Origin of the sequence: Acinetobacter sp. P1(2023) (assembly GCF_028367635.1) — a bacterium.
Taxonomy (GTDB): domain Bacteria; phylum Pseudomonadota; class Gammaproteobacteria; order Pseudomonadales; family Moraxellaceae; genus Acinetobacter; species Acinetobacter pittii_E.
Genome location: NZ_JAQNDD010000010.1, coordinates 135,875 through 153,541 on the forward strand (window position 1 = coordinate 135,875; position 17,667 = coordinate 153,541).

At 38.1% G+C, this 17,667-nt stretch carries 14 protein-coding genes; 8 read left to right on the forward strand and 6 right to left on the reverse strand.

Annotated elements, in window-relative coordinates:
- Window positions 1-21: 21 nt before the first annotated feature.
- From POD11_RS14755 to POD11_RS14765, 3 genes are all read right to left on the reverse strand, one after another.
- Entirely contained in the window at window positions 22-3,120 is a 3,099-nt protein-coding gene (locus POD11_RS14755; RefSeq protein WP_262457682.1) for an efflux RND transporter permease subunit, read from the reverse strand.
- Between the two features lie 15 nt (window positions 3,121-3,135).
- On the reverse strand, window positions 3,136-4,245 hold the full coding sequence (locus POD11_RS14760) for an efflux RND transporter periplasmic adaptor subunit (protein WP_262457700.1): 1,110 nt from the start codon (window positions 4,243-4,245) through the stop codon (window positions 3,136-3,138).
- 68 nt (window positions 4,246-4,313) lie between these two features.
- The gene (locus tag POD11_RS14765) at window positions 4,314-4,952 is read right to left on the reverse strand and encodes a hypothetical protein (RefSeq protein WP_239967310.1); all 639 of its coding nucleotides are present in this window, start codon (window positions 4,950-4,952) and stop codon (window positions 4,314-4,316) included.
- Window positions 4,953-5,236: 284 nt separating this feature from the next.
- Here POD11_RS14765 and pilG point away from each other — a divergent pair, with 284 nt between their 5' ends.
- From pilG to POD11_RS14795, 6 genes are all read left to right on the forward strand, one after another.
- Window positions 5,237-5,620: a twitching motility response regulator PilG gene (gene pilG / locus POD11_RS14770; RefSeq protein WP_000389061.1), complete on the forward strand. Its 384-nt coding sequence runs from the start codon at window positions 5,237-5,239 to the stop codon at window positions 5,618-5,620.
- 22 nt (window positions 5,621-5,642) lie between these two features.
- Window positions 5,643-6,005 carry a response regulator gene (locus POD11_RS14775; protein WP_000101096.1) on the forward strand — a complete coding sequence of 121 codons (363 nt, stop codon included), beginning with the start codon at window positions 5,643-5,645 and terminating at the stop codon, window positions 6,003-6,005.
- Between the two features lie 60 nt (window positions 6,006-6,065).
- The gene (locus tag POD11_RS14780) at window positions 6,066-6,602 is read left to right on the forward strand and encodes a chemotaxis protein CheW (RefSeq protein ID WP_016143130.1); all 537 of its coding nucleotides are present in this window, start codon (window positions 6,066-6,068) and stop codon (window positions 6,600-6,602) included.
- 42 nt (window positions 6,603-6,644) lie between these two features.
- Window positions 6,645-8,723: a methyl-accepting chemotaxis protein gene (locus tag POD11_RS14785; RefSeq protein ID WP_016143131.1), complete on the forward strand. Its 2,079-nt coding sequence runs from the start codon at window positions 6,645-6,647 to the stop codon at window positions 8,721-8,723.
- 148 nt (window positions 8,724-8,871) lie between these two features.
- Complete coding sequence (locus POD11_RS14790; RefSeq protein WP_262457686.1) at window positions 8,872-13,383, forward strand: hybrid sensor histidine kinase/response regulator; 4,512 nt, start codon at window positions 8,872-8,874, stop codon at window positions 13,381-13,383.
- Entirely contained in the window at window positions 13,383-13,850 is a 468-nt protein-coding gene (locus POD11_RS14795; protein ID WP_262457688.1) for a hypothetical protein, read from the forward strand. Before POD11_RS14790 ends, POD11_RS14795 begins: the two co-directional genes overlap by 1 nt.
- Window positions 13,851-13,884: 34 nt before the next feature.
- Here POD11_RS14795 and dapE read toward each other — a convergent pair whose 3' ends face one another.
- The 3 genes from dapE to POD11_RS14810 form a co-directional block, all read right to left on the reverse strand.
- The gene (gene dapE, locus POD11_RS14800; RefSeq protein ID WP_262457690.1) at window positions 13,885-15,021 is read right to left on the reverse strand and encodes a succinyl-diaminopimelate desuccinylase; all 1,137 of its coding nucleotides are present in this window, start codon (window positions 15,019-15,021) and stop codon (window positions 13,885-13,887) included.
- 126 nt (window positions 15,022-15,147) lie between these two features.
- Window positions 15,148-15,291 carry an entericidin A/B family lipoprotein gene (locus POD11_RS14805; protein WP_003655297.1) on the reverse strand — a complete coding sequence of 48 codons (144 nt, stop codon included), beginning with the start codon at window positions 15,289-15,291 and terminating at the stop codon, window positions 15,148-15,150.
- A 142-nt stretch (window positions 15,292-15,433) separates the two neighbouring features.
- Window positions 15,434-16,306 (reverse strand): DUF1853 family protein, encoded by an 873-nt coding sequence (locus tag POD11_RS14810; RefSeq protein WP_262457692.1) that lies wholly within the window; start codon window positions 16,304-16,306, stop codon window positions 15,434-15,436.
- Window positions 16,307-16,409: 103 nt separating this feature from the next.
- Here POD11_RS14810 and POD11_RS14815 point away from each other — a divergent pair, with 103 nt between their 5' ends.
- Together POD11_RS14815 and elsL are read left to right on the forward strand one after the other, a co-directional pair.
- Window positions 16,410-16,787 (forward strand): YbaN family protein, encoded by a 378-nt coding sequence (locus tag POD11_RS14815; protein ID WP_016143136.1) that lies wholly within the window; start codon window positions 16,410-16,412, stop codon window positions 16,785-16,787.
- Window positions 16,788-16,887: 100 nt separating this feature from the next.
- Window positions 16,888-17,391: a cell wall-recycling L,D-carboxypeptidase ElsL gene (gene elsL / locus POD11_RS14820; RefSeq protein WP_262457694.1), complete on the forward strand. Its 504-nt coding sequence runs from the start codon at window positions 16,888-16,890 to the stop codon at window positions 17,389-17,391.
- The last annotated feature ends 276 nt before the right edge of the window (window positions 17,392-17,667 follow it).

The following is a 17,667-nucleotide window of genomic DNA, read 5'->3' on the forward strand; positions in this document are numbered from 1 at the left end:
GATTATACGATAATCGCTGCATTATGACATGAATCGTCGAGTTTGACGCAGCATAAAGTTTTTCAAGTCATCCAGATAAGTGAAAATGACGGGTACAACTACAAGAGTCAACAGGGTAGAGGTAACTACACCACCAATCACAGCATGAGCCATTGGTGCGCTTTGCTCACCACCTTCGCCAAGACCCAAAGCTAAAGGAACCATCCCCATCACCATGGCACTTGTCGTCATTAAAATTGGACGTAAACGGGTTTTCCCCGCTTGTAAAATAGCATCATAACGGCTCGTCCCCTGATCCATTGCTTTCTTAATAAAGTCGATCAGCAAAATCGCATTTTTAGTGACAAGCCCCATCAGCATGATAATACCAATAATTGAAAACAGATTTAGGGTGCTTTGGAACAAGAAGAGGGCAAGAAAAACACCAATCAATGACAAAGGTAAAGACGCCATAATGGCCGCTGGATGAATAAAGCTATTGAACTGAGAACCTAACACGATATAAATAAATACAATCGATAGGGTAATGGCTGTTAATGCGTATCCCGCAGATTCAGCCATGTCTGCATTTGCCCCTTGTGTATCAAATGTATAGCCTGCTGGTAGCTTAAACGCCTTTTGCATTTTGTCGATGTCTTGACCAATATCGCCACTCGGGCGACCTGAGGTATTTGCCTCAATCAAAACCTCACGCTCAAGATCACGTCGGTTAATTTGTGAAGCACCGAGCTTTTCTTCGGTCATTGCAACTGCACTTAGTGGAACTAATATACTTTGTCCGGTTGCATTGGTCTTATTAGAATTGATATATAAATTTTGCACATCTTGTGGAAGCATACGTTTATTTTCATTTAAACGTAAATTTACATCATAAGTTTCGCCGTCACGGTCTTCCCACGTGGTGACATTGTCACCCGCAATTAATGGTCGAATTGCATTCGCAATTTGGGATACAGATAAGCCTAAATCACTTGCTAGTACACGATTAATATTAACACCCAAAGTTGGTTTAGGTTCTTTCAATGAACTTTCTAAATCAACTACGCCTTCAATTTTTTCCATTTCAGCAATAAAGCGATCTGAAATTTTCTGTAGTTCATTTAGGTCAGATCCTTTAATAGAAATCATGATTGGCTTTTGGCCGCCAGAGACAGAGTCTTGTGCTGCGGCAACAGAAGTTATTCGAATACCTGCTACTGTTTGCAAACGGTCACGGAACTCGTTGTTGAGAGTATTAAGGTCAGAACTACGTTCTTGTTTTGGTTTTAAGGTCACCCCTAAACCTGCATGGTTTTTACCAGAGTCGACTTCACTGTTGACTACGCCGTAAGTAGAAACCACATCTGGGAATTGTCTAATAATTTGATCGACCTGATGTAATTTTGCTTGAGTATATTCCAAAGAAGCATCTACAGGAGTTTCGAACTGAATACGCACTTCACCTTTATCTGGTGTAGGTACAAATTCGGTCCCAATCAGTTTAGATAGCCCTAATGCAGCAAATAATGAGGCGATTGCAATAATGACTGTAATGAAACGGAAGCGTAGAGCAAGTTTTAATAGCTTTTCATAAACATGAGCAAGCCGATCTAGCAAATTAGAAATATGGTCAAAAAACCGTTGTAGCCAATTATCTTTTTTCTTTACAGGATCTTTCCAGTGAGCTGAAAGCATTGGATCGAGTGTAAAACTAATAAACATTGAAATTAAAACAGCGGTACTGACTGTTACACCAAACTGATAAAAGAAACGTCCAATCAGTCCACCCATGAAGGCTACAGGTAGAAATACTGCCACAATGGTAAGTGTAGTTGCGAGTACGGCTAAACCAATTTCTTTTGTCCCTTCAAGAGCTGCAGTTACGTGGTCTTTGCCAAGTTCAGTATGTCTGACAATATTTTCCCGTACTACAATTGCATCATCAATAAGTAAACCAATACTGAGCGATAGCGCTAACAGTGTCATCATGTTAATGCTAAACCCAAAAGCCCAGATAAACGTTAAAGTTCCGAGCAAAGTAATCGGTAAGGTTAGACCTGTAATAACGGTAGAACGGAAAGAGCCTAAAAAGAGTAAAACAATGAGAACTGCTAAAGCCGCACCTTCAATAATGGTTCGAGCGACATCTTTAATTGAGGCACGAATACCTTTAGAGCTATCAGCTACCACTTTGTAATTTAAGCCCGCAGGCATTTGATCTTTTAATTTCTCTAACGTTTCATAAGTCTGATCGACAACTTTAATGACATTGGCATCGGAGCTTTTTAAAATATCAACAGAGACAGCGGTTCTTCCATTATAAAAGGCACTCGATTGTAGTTCGGCTTGTGTGTCTTCAACAGTTGCTACTTGCTTTAAAAAAATGGGCGAACCATTTTTACTGGCAATCACCAAATCGCCAAATGCAAGAGGATGGATAACTTTCGATTGAATCTGTACGACCAGTTCAGAATTTTTTTGTTGTAAGGTTCCGGCAGGAACTTCAATATTTTCATTTTTTAAGGTGTTAATGACCTGATCAATACCAATGCCGTAGCTTTGTAATTGTGCAGGAATAACTTTTATTCGGATTTGCCGCTTTGCATCACCCAATAAATTCACATTACCGACACCTGAAACAGTTTTAAGCTGAGGCACAATTTTTTTATCTACATACGAACTTAATTGCGCCAAACTCATGCTGTTTGATTCAAATACAACCGACATGATTGGGCTAGAGGAGGGGTCATAGCGCTGTACAATCGGTATATCAATTTCATCACGGAACTGTGCTGTGACGGGTGCAATTTTGTCACGAACATCTTGTGCTGCAATCGCTGAAGATGTATCGAGATTAAATTCGGCAATCACCATCGAAAAGCCTTCACTTGAGCGTGAAGTAATTTGTTTAATTCCTGAAATTGTATTGATTTGATCTTCAAGTTTTTTTGTAATATCTGACTCAACCGCTTCAGGCGACGCGCCCGCATATTGCGTAGTGACCACTACGAATGGGAAATCTATATTTGGAAACTCTTCGACAGTCATGCGTTTCCAAGAAGCTAACCCGAGTACCATTAAACTGAGCATCATCATAATGGTAAAAACGGGGTATTTCACACTGATTCGAGTAAACCACATACGCTATTTGCTACCTTATTTATTTTTGTCGGTTGTAACCGTCACTTTTTTATTAATGTCGGAATCTTCAAATTGAATACGGCTTACTAGATCTGAGCTTTGCAAACCTTCGACTAAAGCAATATTGTCGTTATAGCGCTGTTCAATCACCCGAATTTTAACTTTTTGAATGGTGTGATTGCGTATCACCCATACAAACGGGTCAAGTTGCATATTTTGAATACTATCTAAAGGAATAGTTTGGCCTTGATGAGTGTCATTGCGCAAAATGTTTCCATTAATGAAAGCTCCAATGCTTAACGAATCAATTTTTTCTTTAGGAGCAGCAAAGAACTCAATTTGTCGACTGTCTTGATCGGCGACAGGTGAAATGCGAGTAAGCGTTGCATTTAATTGTTTAGAATTACCTTGAATCTGATATTGGATATTGCTACCTACCTTAAGCGCAGATTGCTGTTCAATGGGTAACTTCGCCTGTATTTCAAGTTGATCTGGATTTACGATTTCAAATAGTGTCTGTCCAACTGATACGGTTTGACCAGGTTCAACTTGCCGTTTAGTAATCACGCCTGAAATGGGACTGGTAATAATTCCGTCCTGATCCGCTTTTTTTGCAATATCAACATTGGCTTGTTGTGCTTTTACACTTTCAAGTTGCCCTTTATAGTCCACCTGACTTTGTTCAAACTCGACACGAGCAATAAACCCCTGATTGAATAATCTTTGTTTTCGGTTCATTAAATTGCGTGCAAGTTCAGCTTGCGACTGAGCCGATGCAAGGTTTGCTCGTGCCTGTGCTAATCGTGCAACATTGTCTTGATTATTTAATCTCACTAGAACTTGGTCTTTTTGTACCTGTTGGCCCACATTTGCAGTGACATTTGTCGCCGTTGCACTCACTTGTGCCTGAATAGAGCTTTGCTGAACCGCACGAATAGTTCCTGTAAATGCAGTTTGAGAGTCAAGTGCTCCTTGTTTAACTGCGATAAGATCTTGAGGAATAAGCTCAATTTTGACAGGAGCCGATGCGGTAGTTTTTGTTGTTTCTTGCTGATTACATGCAGCTAAAATTAAACATAAACTAATAATACTCAGTTTAAAAAAAGTAGAAGGGGTGAGATGCATTGTGTGCATACAGCATCATCCTATAATTCAAATTTTATTTTGCCCCTATTCTTGATAAACCTTTGCAGTTATTCAAGCTTTTTTAAACGTTCGATAATATTTTCATACTCACTGTTGGTTCGGTTATAGGTCTTGGAAAGTGTTTGAAGCGTTTGTTTAACCCGATTAATATTATTTAGATTGTTTTCAATCAAAGCTTTATGGCGTTCAGGAATTATTTCTCCTTTTCTGAAATATTCCATTTCCTGACGTTTAAATGAAATTTTATCTTGTTGTAATTGATTGAGTTGTTCCTGCTGATAATTAATTTGTTTTTTGATAGACACTAATGCCTGATCTCTTTTAATCAACGCTATCTTACTATTGCTATAAGCTTTTTTTAATTTGATATCTTGTTCTTTATGTCGTGCCAATAATGCTCGTTGACTCGATTGATTTAAATCGGCTTCAGCATTATAAGAATGGTTTCTTTTTATCACTTGCATATTGCGATCAAGCGCTTCATAACCATAACGAATATGGGCTGGAGTAACTGATGTACTAATATTGGCAATACCATGTTGATCATAATAACGATACCAAACTGCTTTAGAAGTATCGGCAATAGCAAGTGTAGAAGCTAAGAAAAAAAGTGATCCGAAGGAAATAATGCCTATAGATACAGACAAGCAGTTCCTATAAAAGGCATATTTCATCCTAACATTCATTGAAAATCCCCAAAAAAGATAGCTAAGCCACTTATTTTTAAATATTTAATCTTCATTATATTAATTATTATTTAGTTGAATAAAAATATAGTCATTATAAAAAAAATGATAATTTTAATTAAAGTGTGATGAGGTTAAAAGTTATTGTTTATAAATGAGAAAGTAGACAAAAATGCCTCATTGAAAATAGAAGGTGAGATATGTTAAAAATGCGTATAAATGTGTAAAAACAAATTTAAGTTAAATTGCATTTATATTTTATATTTATGGGGATGGAAGATTAAATGGAAGATGCATTCCAAAATCTGAAAGTAATGGTGATTGATGACTCAAAAACCATTCGCCGTACAGCAGAAACTTTATTGCAACGCGAAGGCTGTGAAGTCATTACTGCTGTGGATGGATTTGAAGCTTTGTCCAAAATTGCAGAAGCAAATCCGGATATTGTTTTTGTCGATATCATGATGCCTCGTTTAGATGGTTATCAAACTTGTGCTTTGATAAAAAACTCTCAAAATTATCAGAACATTCCCGTTATTATGCTCTCTAGTAAAGATGGTTTATTTGATCAGGCAAAAGGGCGTGTGGTAGGTTCAGATGAATACTTGACGAAACCTTTTAGCAAAGATGAATTGTTAAACGCGATTCGTAATCATGTAAGTTCATAACCAGTAATTTGAGGGCAAAAAAATGGCACGTATTCTCATTGTAGATGACTCACCAACAGAAACTTTTCGTTTTAAAGAAATCCTAACAAAACATGGTTATGACGTACTTGAAGCTTCAAATGGGGCAGATGGTGTAACTCTTGCAAAAGCAGAGCAACCAGATCTTGTATTGATGGATGTTGTTATGCCGGGTGTGAATGGTTTTCAGGCAACGCGTCAGATTACCCGTGATGAAGACACTAAGCATATTCCCGTTGTTATTGTGAGTACTAAAGATCAGGCAACTGACCGTGTATGGGGCAAGCGTCAAGGCGCAATCGACTATTTGATTAAACCAATCGAAGAAAAGCAATTGATTGATGTAATTAAACAATTTCTAAATTAACTCATCCATCCATAAAAACATAAATAACGGGCATTTTGTACCTGTTTTATAGGATCGAGTATGGCAGCGAATGGATTTATCGAGTTACTTCGTTTGTCTAAACGGGGTAATAAGAATTATGCTTCAGTTCAAAATGAAGCACAGCGATGGTCAGGAATTGCTTTTGAAATGAGAGGGCAATACTTCGTCGCACCACTTGGGGAAGTGTCAGAAGTAATCTATCCACCAAAATATACACCGGTTCCAAATACCCAAAGTTGGGTAAGGGGATTGGCAAATATTCGGGGCAGATTACTTTCAGTGTCTGATTTGGCGCATTTTATTTTAGGGCAACGAAGTTCATTTTCGTCAACTCAAAAAGTATTGTGTATTAGCCATCGCGACCAGTATGTGGGGTTGGTCGTAGATCAGGTTTTGGGGATTCAGCACTTTAATAAAAAAAGCTTTTTTTCTCAAAGTTCAGACTTAGAGGAAAATCTAAAAGAATATTGCCAAGGTTATTTTCATCAACATAACCAACACTGGCATGTTTTTTTATTTAGTCGTTTATTGCAAAACCCACATTACATGAATGCATCGACAAAATTTATAAACTAATTTTTACGCTGTGAAAACAGAGTATTTTTCTGGGGAAAAGCTATGGGCTTTAAGCTTAAAAAGAAAGGCAGCAGTCGGGTTGCGTCCGAAAAATCGGGTGTTAATTTTATTGCAACAATCCAGTCAAGAATTGAGCAGTTTGCCGGTTTATTTGGGGAAAGTGAAAAGTCCAAGCCAATCCTATATGCAGCAATTTTATGTTTTGTTCTTGCATTAGTTTCTCTAGCCTATTTGTTCTATAACGTTCCACGTCATAACCAGTTAATTCGAAGTCTTGGTGAGTTACGTTTGTTATCTCAAACGATTTCTAAGCAAGCAACTGAAGCAACTGAGTCTGGCTCTCAAGAGGCAATCACCAAGCTACAGCAGTCTCAAAAAGACTTTAACGAAAACTTACTTGAGATTGAAAATATTCACGGTAAGTCGACTGATGAATATCAAAAAGTTCAAGTTATGTGGACTGAACTTTCAAAAAACATCGATTTGATTTCAGCACATCAAAAAGTCCTTAACCAGCTATATGACACCAACATCTCTATTAGCGAAACCGTTCCTGAGATTCAGGCAGAATATAACTTGATGGTTGACCAAATGGCACGTCAAGGTTTGCCAAGTAGTCAGGTAATTATTGCTAAAAACCAAGTGTTTATTGCCGAACGTATTTTACGTTCTATTAACTCGGTACTAAGTGGTACTGACGGAAATGTATCGACTAGCGATTTTGGTGTAGACATTGATACGTTTGGTACATATTTAAATGCTGAACTTAATGGTAATGCTGAATTGGGTGTGGACCGTATTGCAGATCCGGCTTTACGTGAATCATTAGAAAGTATTAAATCTGAATATGACAAAGTCTTAAAATCTGCTGCTGCCACGGTATTAAAAAATGGTAATCAGATTGTCAATGTTCGTCAGGCATCTTCTCAGATCTTCTCTAAATCAGATGTGATGTTAGATAACTTGGGGCATTTATCTGATGTAGCAAGAAAGAACTGGCTTACTTTATTCTTAGGTGCAGTGCTAATCAGTTCTTTAGCAGGCTTAATCTTCTCTGTATTTAAATTGATTACATTACGTAGTGTGATGGATAAACAACGTGTCACTCGATTACAAGACGAATATGACCGTAACCAAAACGCGATTTTACGTTTACTTGATGAAATCGCCGATCTTGCAGATGGTGACTTACGTTCATATGCAACCGTATCTGAGGATTTTACGGGAGCGATTGCCGACTCGATTAACTTCGCGATTGACCAACTACGTGACCTTGTATCTCGTATTCATGAAACCTCTCAAGAGGTTGCTCGCTATACGCAAGATACGCAAAGTATTACTAACCAATTGGCAGAAGCGTCTGAACATCAGGCTCAAGAAATTGCTGGTGCATCAACAGCAATGAATGAAATGGCGCAATCGATTGACCAAGTATCTTCAAATGCATCTGAATCTGCTGAGGTAGCAGAACGTTCGGTACAAATTGCCTCTAATGGTGCTCAAGTGGTAAACCGTTCAATTGAAGGTATGGATACAATCCGTGAACAGATTCAAGAAACGTCTAAACGTATTAAGCGATTAGGTGAGTCGTCACAAGAAATTGGTAACATTGTATCGCTCATTAACGACATTGCCGACCAAACAAACATTCTTGCATTAAACGCAGCAATTCAAGCATCTATGGCGGGTGAAGCAGGCCGTGGTTTCGCCGTGGTTGCCGACGAAGTACAGCGTCTTGCAGAGCGTTCAGCATCCGCAACAAAACAGATCGAAACACTGGTTAAAACGATTCAGACAGATACAAATGAAGCTGTTATTTCGATGGAACAAACCACTACTGAGGTTGTGCGTGGAGCGAACTTAGCAAAAGATGCGGGTATTGCTTTGGATGAAATTCAAAAAGTATCGGGCGATTTGGCTAACTTAATTGCTAGCATTTCTGATGCAGCAAAACTTCAATCTGCATCTGCCAGCCACATTGCGACCACCATGACAGTCGTACAAGAAATTACTTCACAAACGACCACTGCAACTTTCGATACAGCGCGCTCTGTTTCTGAATTAGCAAACATGGCAGAGTCATTACGTGAATCGGTAACGGACTTTAAATTACCTGATTAAATTGGGGATGAGAATAGCTGTTCCTATAATCGCTATTCTTCTAAAAAGTATTACAACACCAGATAAATATTGGGGAAAACAGCTATTTTTCTGGTGTTGACTCTGTCGTTTTTCTCCATTTTGGAGACAAGCAAAAGAAGCCTTTGCTATGAAAGAAATATTAAAAACTTTAACTGAAGCAATGATGCTACCGGAAGATAGCTATTCTCAACAAGATGATGAATTCCTTGAAATCTTTATCGAAGAAATTGAGGAAATTTTTGTTGAATTACAATCTTTGATTGACGAATGGATGCAATCTGAAAATATTGCTACGCTTACCGAAATCCGCCGTTATTTTCATACATTGAAAGGTTCTGGCCGGATGATTGGTGCAAAATCATCTGCTGAGCTTGCTTGGACTGTAGAAGATACGCTGAATCGCGTAATCAATCAGAGTCTCGGATTAACTCCTAACATCCAACAATATGTTCAGTTGGTATTTAAGTTCTATTTCTTTAAGTTAGTAGATGACTTTAAATCTAAAAAAGATCATACCTTAGACTTTAGGCCCCTTATTTTATTAGGACAACAATTACAACAACAGCAAAGTATAGAACCCGCATTAGATGAACTTTTATTATTATCAGATACTCTTACTGCTGAAACTCAAACTGGTTTAGAAACGAATGACTTCGAACCACAGTCAACTAATGTTTTAACTATTGCCACTCCAGAGGTTGCTATAGAAACTGAACAGACTCTTGCTGAAACCTTAATTTTATTTATGGAAGAGGCAGAAGAGCACTTAGCGACGATTGATCAATTTTTAGAACAAGAAATACATCAGCATGAAAGTTATAATGCTTTAATACGTGCGCTACATACGTTACGTGGCAGTTCTGCTATGGCTCATGTAGAACCAATATTTGATGCCAGTACCAAAGTTGAGCATTTATTTAAAATACTATTACAAGAAGAGCTTTCTTCTCATTCAGAAGAAATTTCATTACTTCGTGATTACCGCGAGTTTATTCGAAATTGTTTAGATTCATTGGCTAGCCATTGTTCTACTGAGCAATTGGAATCTGATCTACAAAAATTTAATCAGATTTGGGATGCTTATATGGAGCAGCATGGTGAGCATTCAAGCCCGCTCATGCCTCCACATGGTTTAGTGTCTCAGTTATTGCAGTTAGATGTTTCAGAATTGCTTGATGCAGAATTAGACTTTGAGAAGGGAATACGGACAGAGTTTCCTCATTATCTTGAACGCTTAAGTGAACAAGCAGATGTGTTGTTGCAACATACTCAGTCGCAGGCAATGGTTGGTTTATATGAATATACTAACCAGCTCAAAGACAGCTATAAGGTATTACTTGAACGACCTGATTTACTGCAATTGGATTATGTTTTTGAAATTTATCAAAAAGCACACCAACAATTAATTCAGTTATTTGATGCCTTAGCTGCGGGACAAAGAGTAAGTATTATTGAGCAACACCAAAATGTCTTGGAAGAACTAAAACTATATACTCAACATATTCCGAGTCTTAATGTTGAACCATTAGAAACTCATCAGGAAATTATTGAATCAACCTTTAATACTGAAGTTGAACAAACAACGAATGAACGTCTAGTCTCAACAGAAAATGTATTCACTGATCAGATCTTAATGAGTCAAAGTGTACAACTAGATCGACAGTTCATTTCGACTGAACAGGTAAACTGTAATTTTGATCCAGATCTATTAGATATTTTTCTTGAAGAAGCTGATGAGTTGCTTGAGGGAATGGATAAAGATCTTAATATTTGGGTTAATGATCAAGAAAACTTTGCAGCTCTTAATAACCTGATGCGTTATTTGCATACCTTAAAAGGTGGAGCAAATATGATTCAGGCAAGCTATATTGGTTTAATTGCACATGAGTTAGAAAGTATTTATGAGCGCTTAATTCAAAAACAGTTGATAGCTTCGTCTGCTCTCATTGATGTTATTCGACTAGTTCAAGATGACTTGGCTGACCGTCTTCAAATAGTACGTGAACAGCATCTAGATTATGCTGCTTCTCATACTATTCAAGCGCTTAAAAATGCGGGCCAAGTATTTGATTCTCGTATTAAAGAAGTGCAAGCAGAATCTGAAACCTATGTTATGCCTGAAGTAAATTTTGCAGAATTACCACAAGAAACGATAAATAATACAGCGTTAATCTTCAGTGAGTTAACTTCTGGTTGTGAACAGATTGCTGAGACTAATAATCAACTTGTTGAGCAAACCGACTTACAAGTTCTCAATGCTGACCAAGGCTATACGGAAAATCTTCAAGATCAGGATATTAGCTCTGTTGTCGAGCAGACATTCATGGAGGAAGCGGCTGAACTATTAGAAATGGCCGATCATCTATTAAAACAATGGTTCGAGCAGCGTACTAACCGTAGTATCTTGCTTCAGCTACAAAGGGCTATGCATAGCTTGAAAGGCGGTTCCCGTATGCTGGGACTTGAAACCGTGCAAGCGATTGCTTATCAGCTTGAGAATGCTTTTGAACAATTTGCACTTCATCATTTCAGCTCAAATATTTATGACAATTTATTAGAGAGTGCAATTGTCTGGTTAAAAGAGGCTATTTTTAAACAAAATTATCAACACTTCGATGGTTTACAACAAAGTCTGGAAAATATTCAGTTCATTGAAACAGCAATTCAAATTCCTAGTAAATTAACTCGAACTGATCTATTCAGCACAGAACCTGTCATGAGTTTTGTGCAAGGTGACGGTACAGAGCCACCGCCAATGATGGGTGCGTGGGAACAAACACAACGCCTTGATCAAAATAATGAGATGATTCGAGTCTCGGCAGATTTAATTGAAAAAATGATTGACCTGTCTGGCGAAAATTCAATTAACCGTTCGCGAATTGAAATGGATTTAAGCCAATTTGGGCATACGCTTGCAGAAATGGAATTGGCTATTCAACGACTTGCAGATCAGTTGCGCCGAATGGAAGGTGAATTAGAAACTCAGATTATTGCAAAACACGGTATTGAAAACTCTCGGTATACGGAATTTGATCCTTTAGAGATGGATCAATATTCTTCATTAAATCAGTTGTCAAAATCTCTTGCCGAATCTGCATCAGATTTAGTGGATTTTAAAAATACATTGTCGGAAAAGATCAGAGACACTGAAGGTTTATTGGTTCAACAATCACGTATTCAGGCTGAGATTCAAGAAGGTCTCATGCGAACACGCTTAGTACCATTCTCTCGGTTGCTGCCTCGTTTACAAAGAATTGTGAGACAGACTTCTACTGCGTTAAATCGACCAGCAGAGCTTTTCGTGAATAATACTGAAGGTGAGCTAGACCGGACAATGTTAGAGCGTTTGGTCACACCACTTGAGCACATGCTTAGAAATGCAATTGACCATGGTTTAGAAGACCGTGCGCAACGTGAACAAGCGCAAAAACCAGAAACTGGACGCATTGAGCTGAATATTCATCGTCAAGGTACAGATGTTGTCGTTACATTTAAGGACGATGGACAAGGTATTGATATCGGGAAGGTTCGTCAAAGGGCATTAATGTCTGGTTTGATTCACTCGGAACAAGTATTAGAACATCAAGATATTTTACAGTTGATTTTCCATCCTGGGTTAAGCACAGCCGATCAAGTCACTCAGATTTCAGGTCGTGGTGTAGGTCTTGATGTCGTACAGAGTGATATTAAGGCCTTAGGTGGCCACGTGAGTGTCGACTCTATCTATGGGCAGGGCACTGTCTTTACCATACGTGTTCCAACTACGGTAGCTGTTAGTGATGCCTTAATGGTTAAAGTTGCTGATCAGCAATTTGCAATCCCATTGGCTCAAATTGATCGAATTGTGCGGGTTTCACCAGCCTCGTTAGAACAATATTTCGGAAGTGCACAAGAGTTCTTTGAATTTGAAAATAAGCGCTATCCATTACGTTATTTATCTGAGTTTGTTGGTAATCAACCCATTCCGCGTTTAAGTGGAATGATGTATTCATTACCAGTATTAATGATTAAAGCAAATAATGGACAAACTGTTGCATTATTAGTTGACCAACTGATTGGCTCACGTGCGCAGATTGTAGTTAAACCAATCGGGCAGCAATTCTCTAGCATTGGGGCGATTGCAGGGGCAACTATTTTAGGTGATGGCCAAGTTTGTCTAATTTTAGATGGACAAAATATTGCTCGCCAAATTCAATCTACCCAACGGCATAAGTCGCTCAATGAAGCTATCTATAGACAACGTGAGTCTGATGAACGCCGTCTCATCATGATTGTAGATGACTCGGTAACTGTGCGTAAGGTCACGTCTCGATTACTTGAACGTCAGGGCTATGATGTAGTCACCGCTAAAGATGGGGTCGATGCAATTGAGCAATTGGAAAATATTAAACCAGATCTGATGCTGCTTGATATTGAAATGCCACGAATGGATGGCTTTGAGGTTCTCAATCTTGTTCGACATCATGATCTACATCAAGATATGCCAGTTATCATGATTACCTCAAGAACTGGCGAAAAACACCGTGAACGAGCATTTGCTTTAGGGGTTAATCAGTACATGGGTAAACCTTTCCAAGAAGAAGATTTACTTCACAACATTGATGCGTTATTCATGACATTTGAAGGGGGACTTGCCTAATGAAAAGTAATATAAGTACATCCTTAATTAATGAAATGGCCCAGCAAGAGCTTCAGCATTTAATTACTGTCTCAACTGGTTTTATTGATGCATACATTATCGAGTGTCATCAGCAAGTGCCGATGCTATTGCCGCAAAATATAGTGTTATCTGCTATGGATGTTAAAAATGGCATAAAGCACATTGAATGGCATGATGTAAAACTCCCTGTTTATTCGGTTCATAATGAAATTGATTCGCGAGCAGTAGCATTAGTCATTGAAAGTGAAGACATTAGCCAACGTTTTGCACTGATGTGTAACTCGATGCCAGTTTCAGTCCGTTTGCGTATTTCTGAAGTCGTAGATGAGAATGAAGATATACAAGAGTCTTTGCAGCATTCAACTGTATTTAAATATGTACGTATGGACAATCAACGCTACCATGTGCCTAACCTGCAATATATTCAAAATTCTCTTCATTTATAAAAAAAGGAACTCATTTTGAGTTCCTTTTTAATTTTTACTTAGCTAATAAATTTTCTAAAATTTGCTCATAAATATCAGTTAATGGATCAAGGTCATGTACGTCAACATGCTCATTAATTTGATGAATTGTTGCGTTAAGAACACCTAATTCCAATACCTGTGCTCCTGTTGGAGCAATAAAACGGCCATCAGAGGTACCACCGCTTGTTGAAAGCTCAGTTTCAGTACCTGTTACGTTCAAAATAGCTGTTTGTGCTGCATTAACGAGTTCACCGACTGGTGTTAGGAACGGTAAACCAGAAAGATTCCACACGATTTCATACTGTAAACCATGTTTATCTAAAATTTCGTGTACACGTTGTTTAAGTTGCTCTGCTGTCACTTCTGTTGAATAACGGAAGTTAAAAGTAACTTCTAATGTTCCAGGAATAACATTTGTTGCGCCAGTTCCTGCATGGATATTTGAAATCTGAAATGAGGTTGCAGGGAAATATTCATTTCCATTGTCCCAAACCGCTTCGCATAGTTCTGCCAAAGCTGGTGACCCTTCATGAATTGGATTACGCGCTAAATGTGGATAAGCTACATGTCCTTGCTTACCTTGAACCTTTAATACGGCATTAAGTGAGCCACGACGACCATTTTTAACAATATCACCCAGTTTATGAGTACTTGAAGGTTCACCAACCAAACACCACGTCATCTTTTCGTTACGTTTTTCAAGCGTCTCAATAACTTTAACCGTACCATTAACAGCAGGGCCTTCTTCATCAGAAGTAATTAAAAAGGCAATTGAACCTTTATGGTCAGGATGCTTTGCTACAAAACGTTCAGATGCGACGACCATCGCTGCAAGAGCTGTTTTCATATCGGCGGAACCACGACCATATAATTTGCCATCGCGGATTTCCGGTGCAAATGGATCTGAATTCCATGCTTCTAATTTACCTGTCGGTACTACATCAGTATGACCCGCAAAGCAAAATACGGGTTCTTCAGTTCCGCGACGTGCCCAGAGATTATCAACTTCACCAAAACGCATTGGTTCAATATGGAAACCGATTTTAGCTAAACGGTCGGCCATGATGGTTTGGCAGGTGTGATCAATAGGAGTAACAGAAGGTTGTTGTAACAGTTCTAAGCTAAGCGAGAGAGTATCTGAATGGTTCATACCGAAAATTGCGTGCTGATCAGGTGAAATATAGTCCGATATAATAGGGGAATCTCTACGGGATGGGTATGTAAAAATAAAAAAACCTTATCGGGAAGATAAGGTTTTTTAAGTGATGACTCTAACTTACATTTTATCTTGTGTTTTTTCAGCAGTATTCGTTACAGCATCACCTGCTTTAGAAACATCTTTACCAAAACCTTTAAACGTATTACAGCCTGTTAAAACAACAGCAATCATTACAGAAGCAGCTAAAACTTTTTTCATCATTTTCTCCGTTTAAATTTAATAATGAAGTAAATTTAGATTAAAAAACAAACGGAAAAAGAAACATGACTGTTTAATAGTAAAAACGTTATTAAATGTTTCTAGAAGCTTAAAAAGTTATTGTTAATTCTTTTAATTTTACCCATTAATATGGGTTTGACTTAAAATTTAAGTATGCAGGGCGTCTATACATATAAAACATGACCTCTTCACTACTTTTACAATATAAACCATCTGTCCACCAATGTGCCGAAACCGAACTAGGTTTTTGATTTGGACACAACCATTCGTGCCTTTCTAATCGATAAAAGGAAGAGTGTGGAATGATAATACCCCAATATCCTAATCGACGCTTTAAATTTATCCAGTCTGGCAATGACTGTTGCAAATTTAACTGTAAAGGAAGATAGAGCTGTCCTTTTAGAACGGCAAAACGTTGTTCGATCTTAAAATCTAATGCTTCAGTGAACTGAAATTGTTTGTTAGTAAAATGATAAAGCTTTTTGCTCAGAGTATCCTGACGATTCAACCCAATCCATTGTTCTAAATATAAATCTGCTTCACCTAAATAGTATTTTAGTGCGACTTCCCAGTGTTCAACTTGTTGAGTTTCTTTATTTAAAATTAAGAAATCTAACTCACCTAAAGTTATTGCTCCTTCAATTTTTTGAATACTATGGCCCAATAACTGATACGGATGATAACTATCTTCTTGCAGCCAGAACCAAAGTAAATTTTCAAAGCGTAAACCTAAGCGTGTACTTTTAAGCTGAGATAAAAACTGGATTAATGGTTCTGGGGACTGATCAAGTTCTTTTAAACGTGGTAAATAATTTTGAAAATGTCTTTCCCATATTTCGCTTGGATGCAACTTAAAGTCGTATTGTATAGAAAAACTTTTTGGTAATTTGCAAAGTAAATTGGGGCTAGCGATACAAAAAGCCAGCTGCCGCACTATAGGATGTTGAAATTGAAGCCATGGTTCGAAATAGGAAGTTTTAACTGAGGCAATATTCATATATTCAATACTCGAAGTAATTCATCCTAATTTCATAAGGGATCAACAAACAATATAAGAAAAACACTTTATACTAATGCTAACAGCAGGTTAAGGTTTATATATGCGAACATTGTTCTGGCGCTCTTTGGTCGTGATTTTTATCACGCTAGGCATTATTGGAGCAATTTTACCAGGTATGCCAACAACAGTGTTTTTGATTCTGGCTGCTTGGGCGGCCTCAAAAGGTTGGCCACAAATGGATGCTTGGTTATTAAATCATCCTAAATATGGCCCAACATTACGTGATTGGCGAGCCAATGGTACAGTGCCACGTAAAGCGAAGTGGATTGCAAGCATAATGATGGCAATCAGTGGCCTCATAATGCTATTTACTTCAGCACCGCTTTGGGTCAAGGTTTTTACTGATACTACCATGTTCATCGTTGCAGTTTGGTTATGGTTACGGCCTGAGCCAAAAAGTGAAACTGCGCGTAGATAAAAGAAGATTGAGAACCTTTTATTTTGGCTCAAGACAACCTCTTCCTATAAATTTTTACTTAAACTCAAAATATTTGAGTTGATATAAGAGAGTAAGTTCAATGTCTCAATTTAAGCTCGAAGATGCCGATGTCCTCATCGATTTGGCAAACCAAACCTTAACTTTGCCTAAACATAATAAGTTTTATGTCATCTCTACTGGAAAGAACGGAATTGGTGAGCAAGAAAACACGGGTAAAACTCCACGTGGATGGCATAGAGTTGCAAAAAAAATTGGTACCGAATCTCCTCAAAATGCAGTTTTTATTGCGCGTAAGCCAACAGGGGAGGTTTATAACGCTGAACTAGCAGCACAATTCCCTAAGCAAGATTGGATACTGTCCCGCATTCTTTGGTTAGACGGCTTAGAAGAAGGCTTTAATAAAGGCGAAGGCCACGACACCATGCAGCGTTACATCTATATTCATGGGACTCCAGACACTCAACCAATGGGTGTGCCAATGTCGCATGGCTGTGTCCGAATGCGTAATGAAGAAATCATTGAGTTATTTGATTTAGTAGCTGAAGATGCATTGGTTTATTTGTCTGAGCAATCTTTAACCTGAAAGCGAGTTTTATCTATTATTGATTAGCTATGCAAATGTCGAAAAAATTGAAATAAGTGTTTAAATAAAATACAAAAAATTGTTTTTTACTTAATAGTGACTTATTTTTAATCATTCATTCGCATTTTTTTGAAAAGTTATCGAAAAGCGTTTGACACCTGTTAAAGATTCTCTATAATGCACCTCACAAACGATGAAGACGTTAAGGGCGCTTAGCTCAGTTGGTAGAGCGTCTGCCTTACAAGCAGAATGTCGGCGGTTCGATCCCGTCAGCGC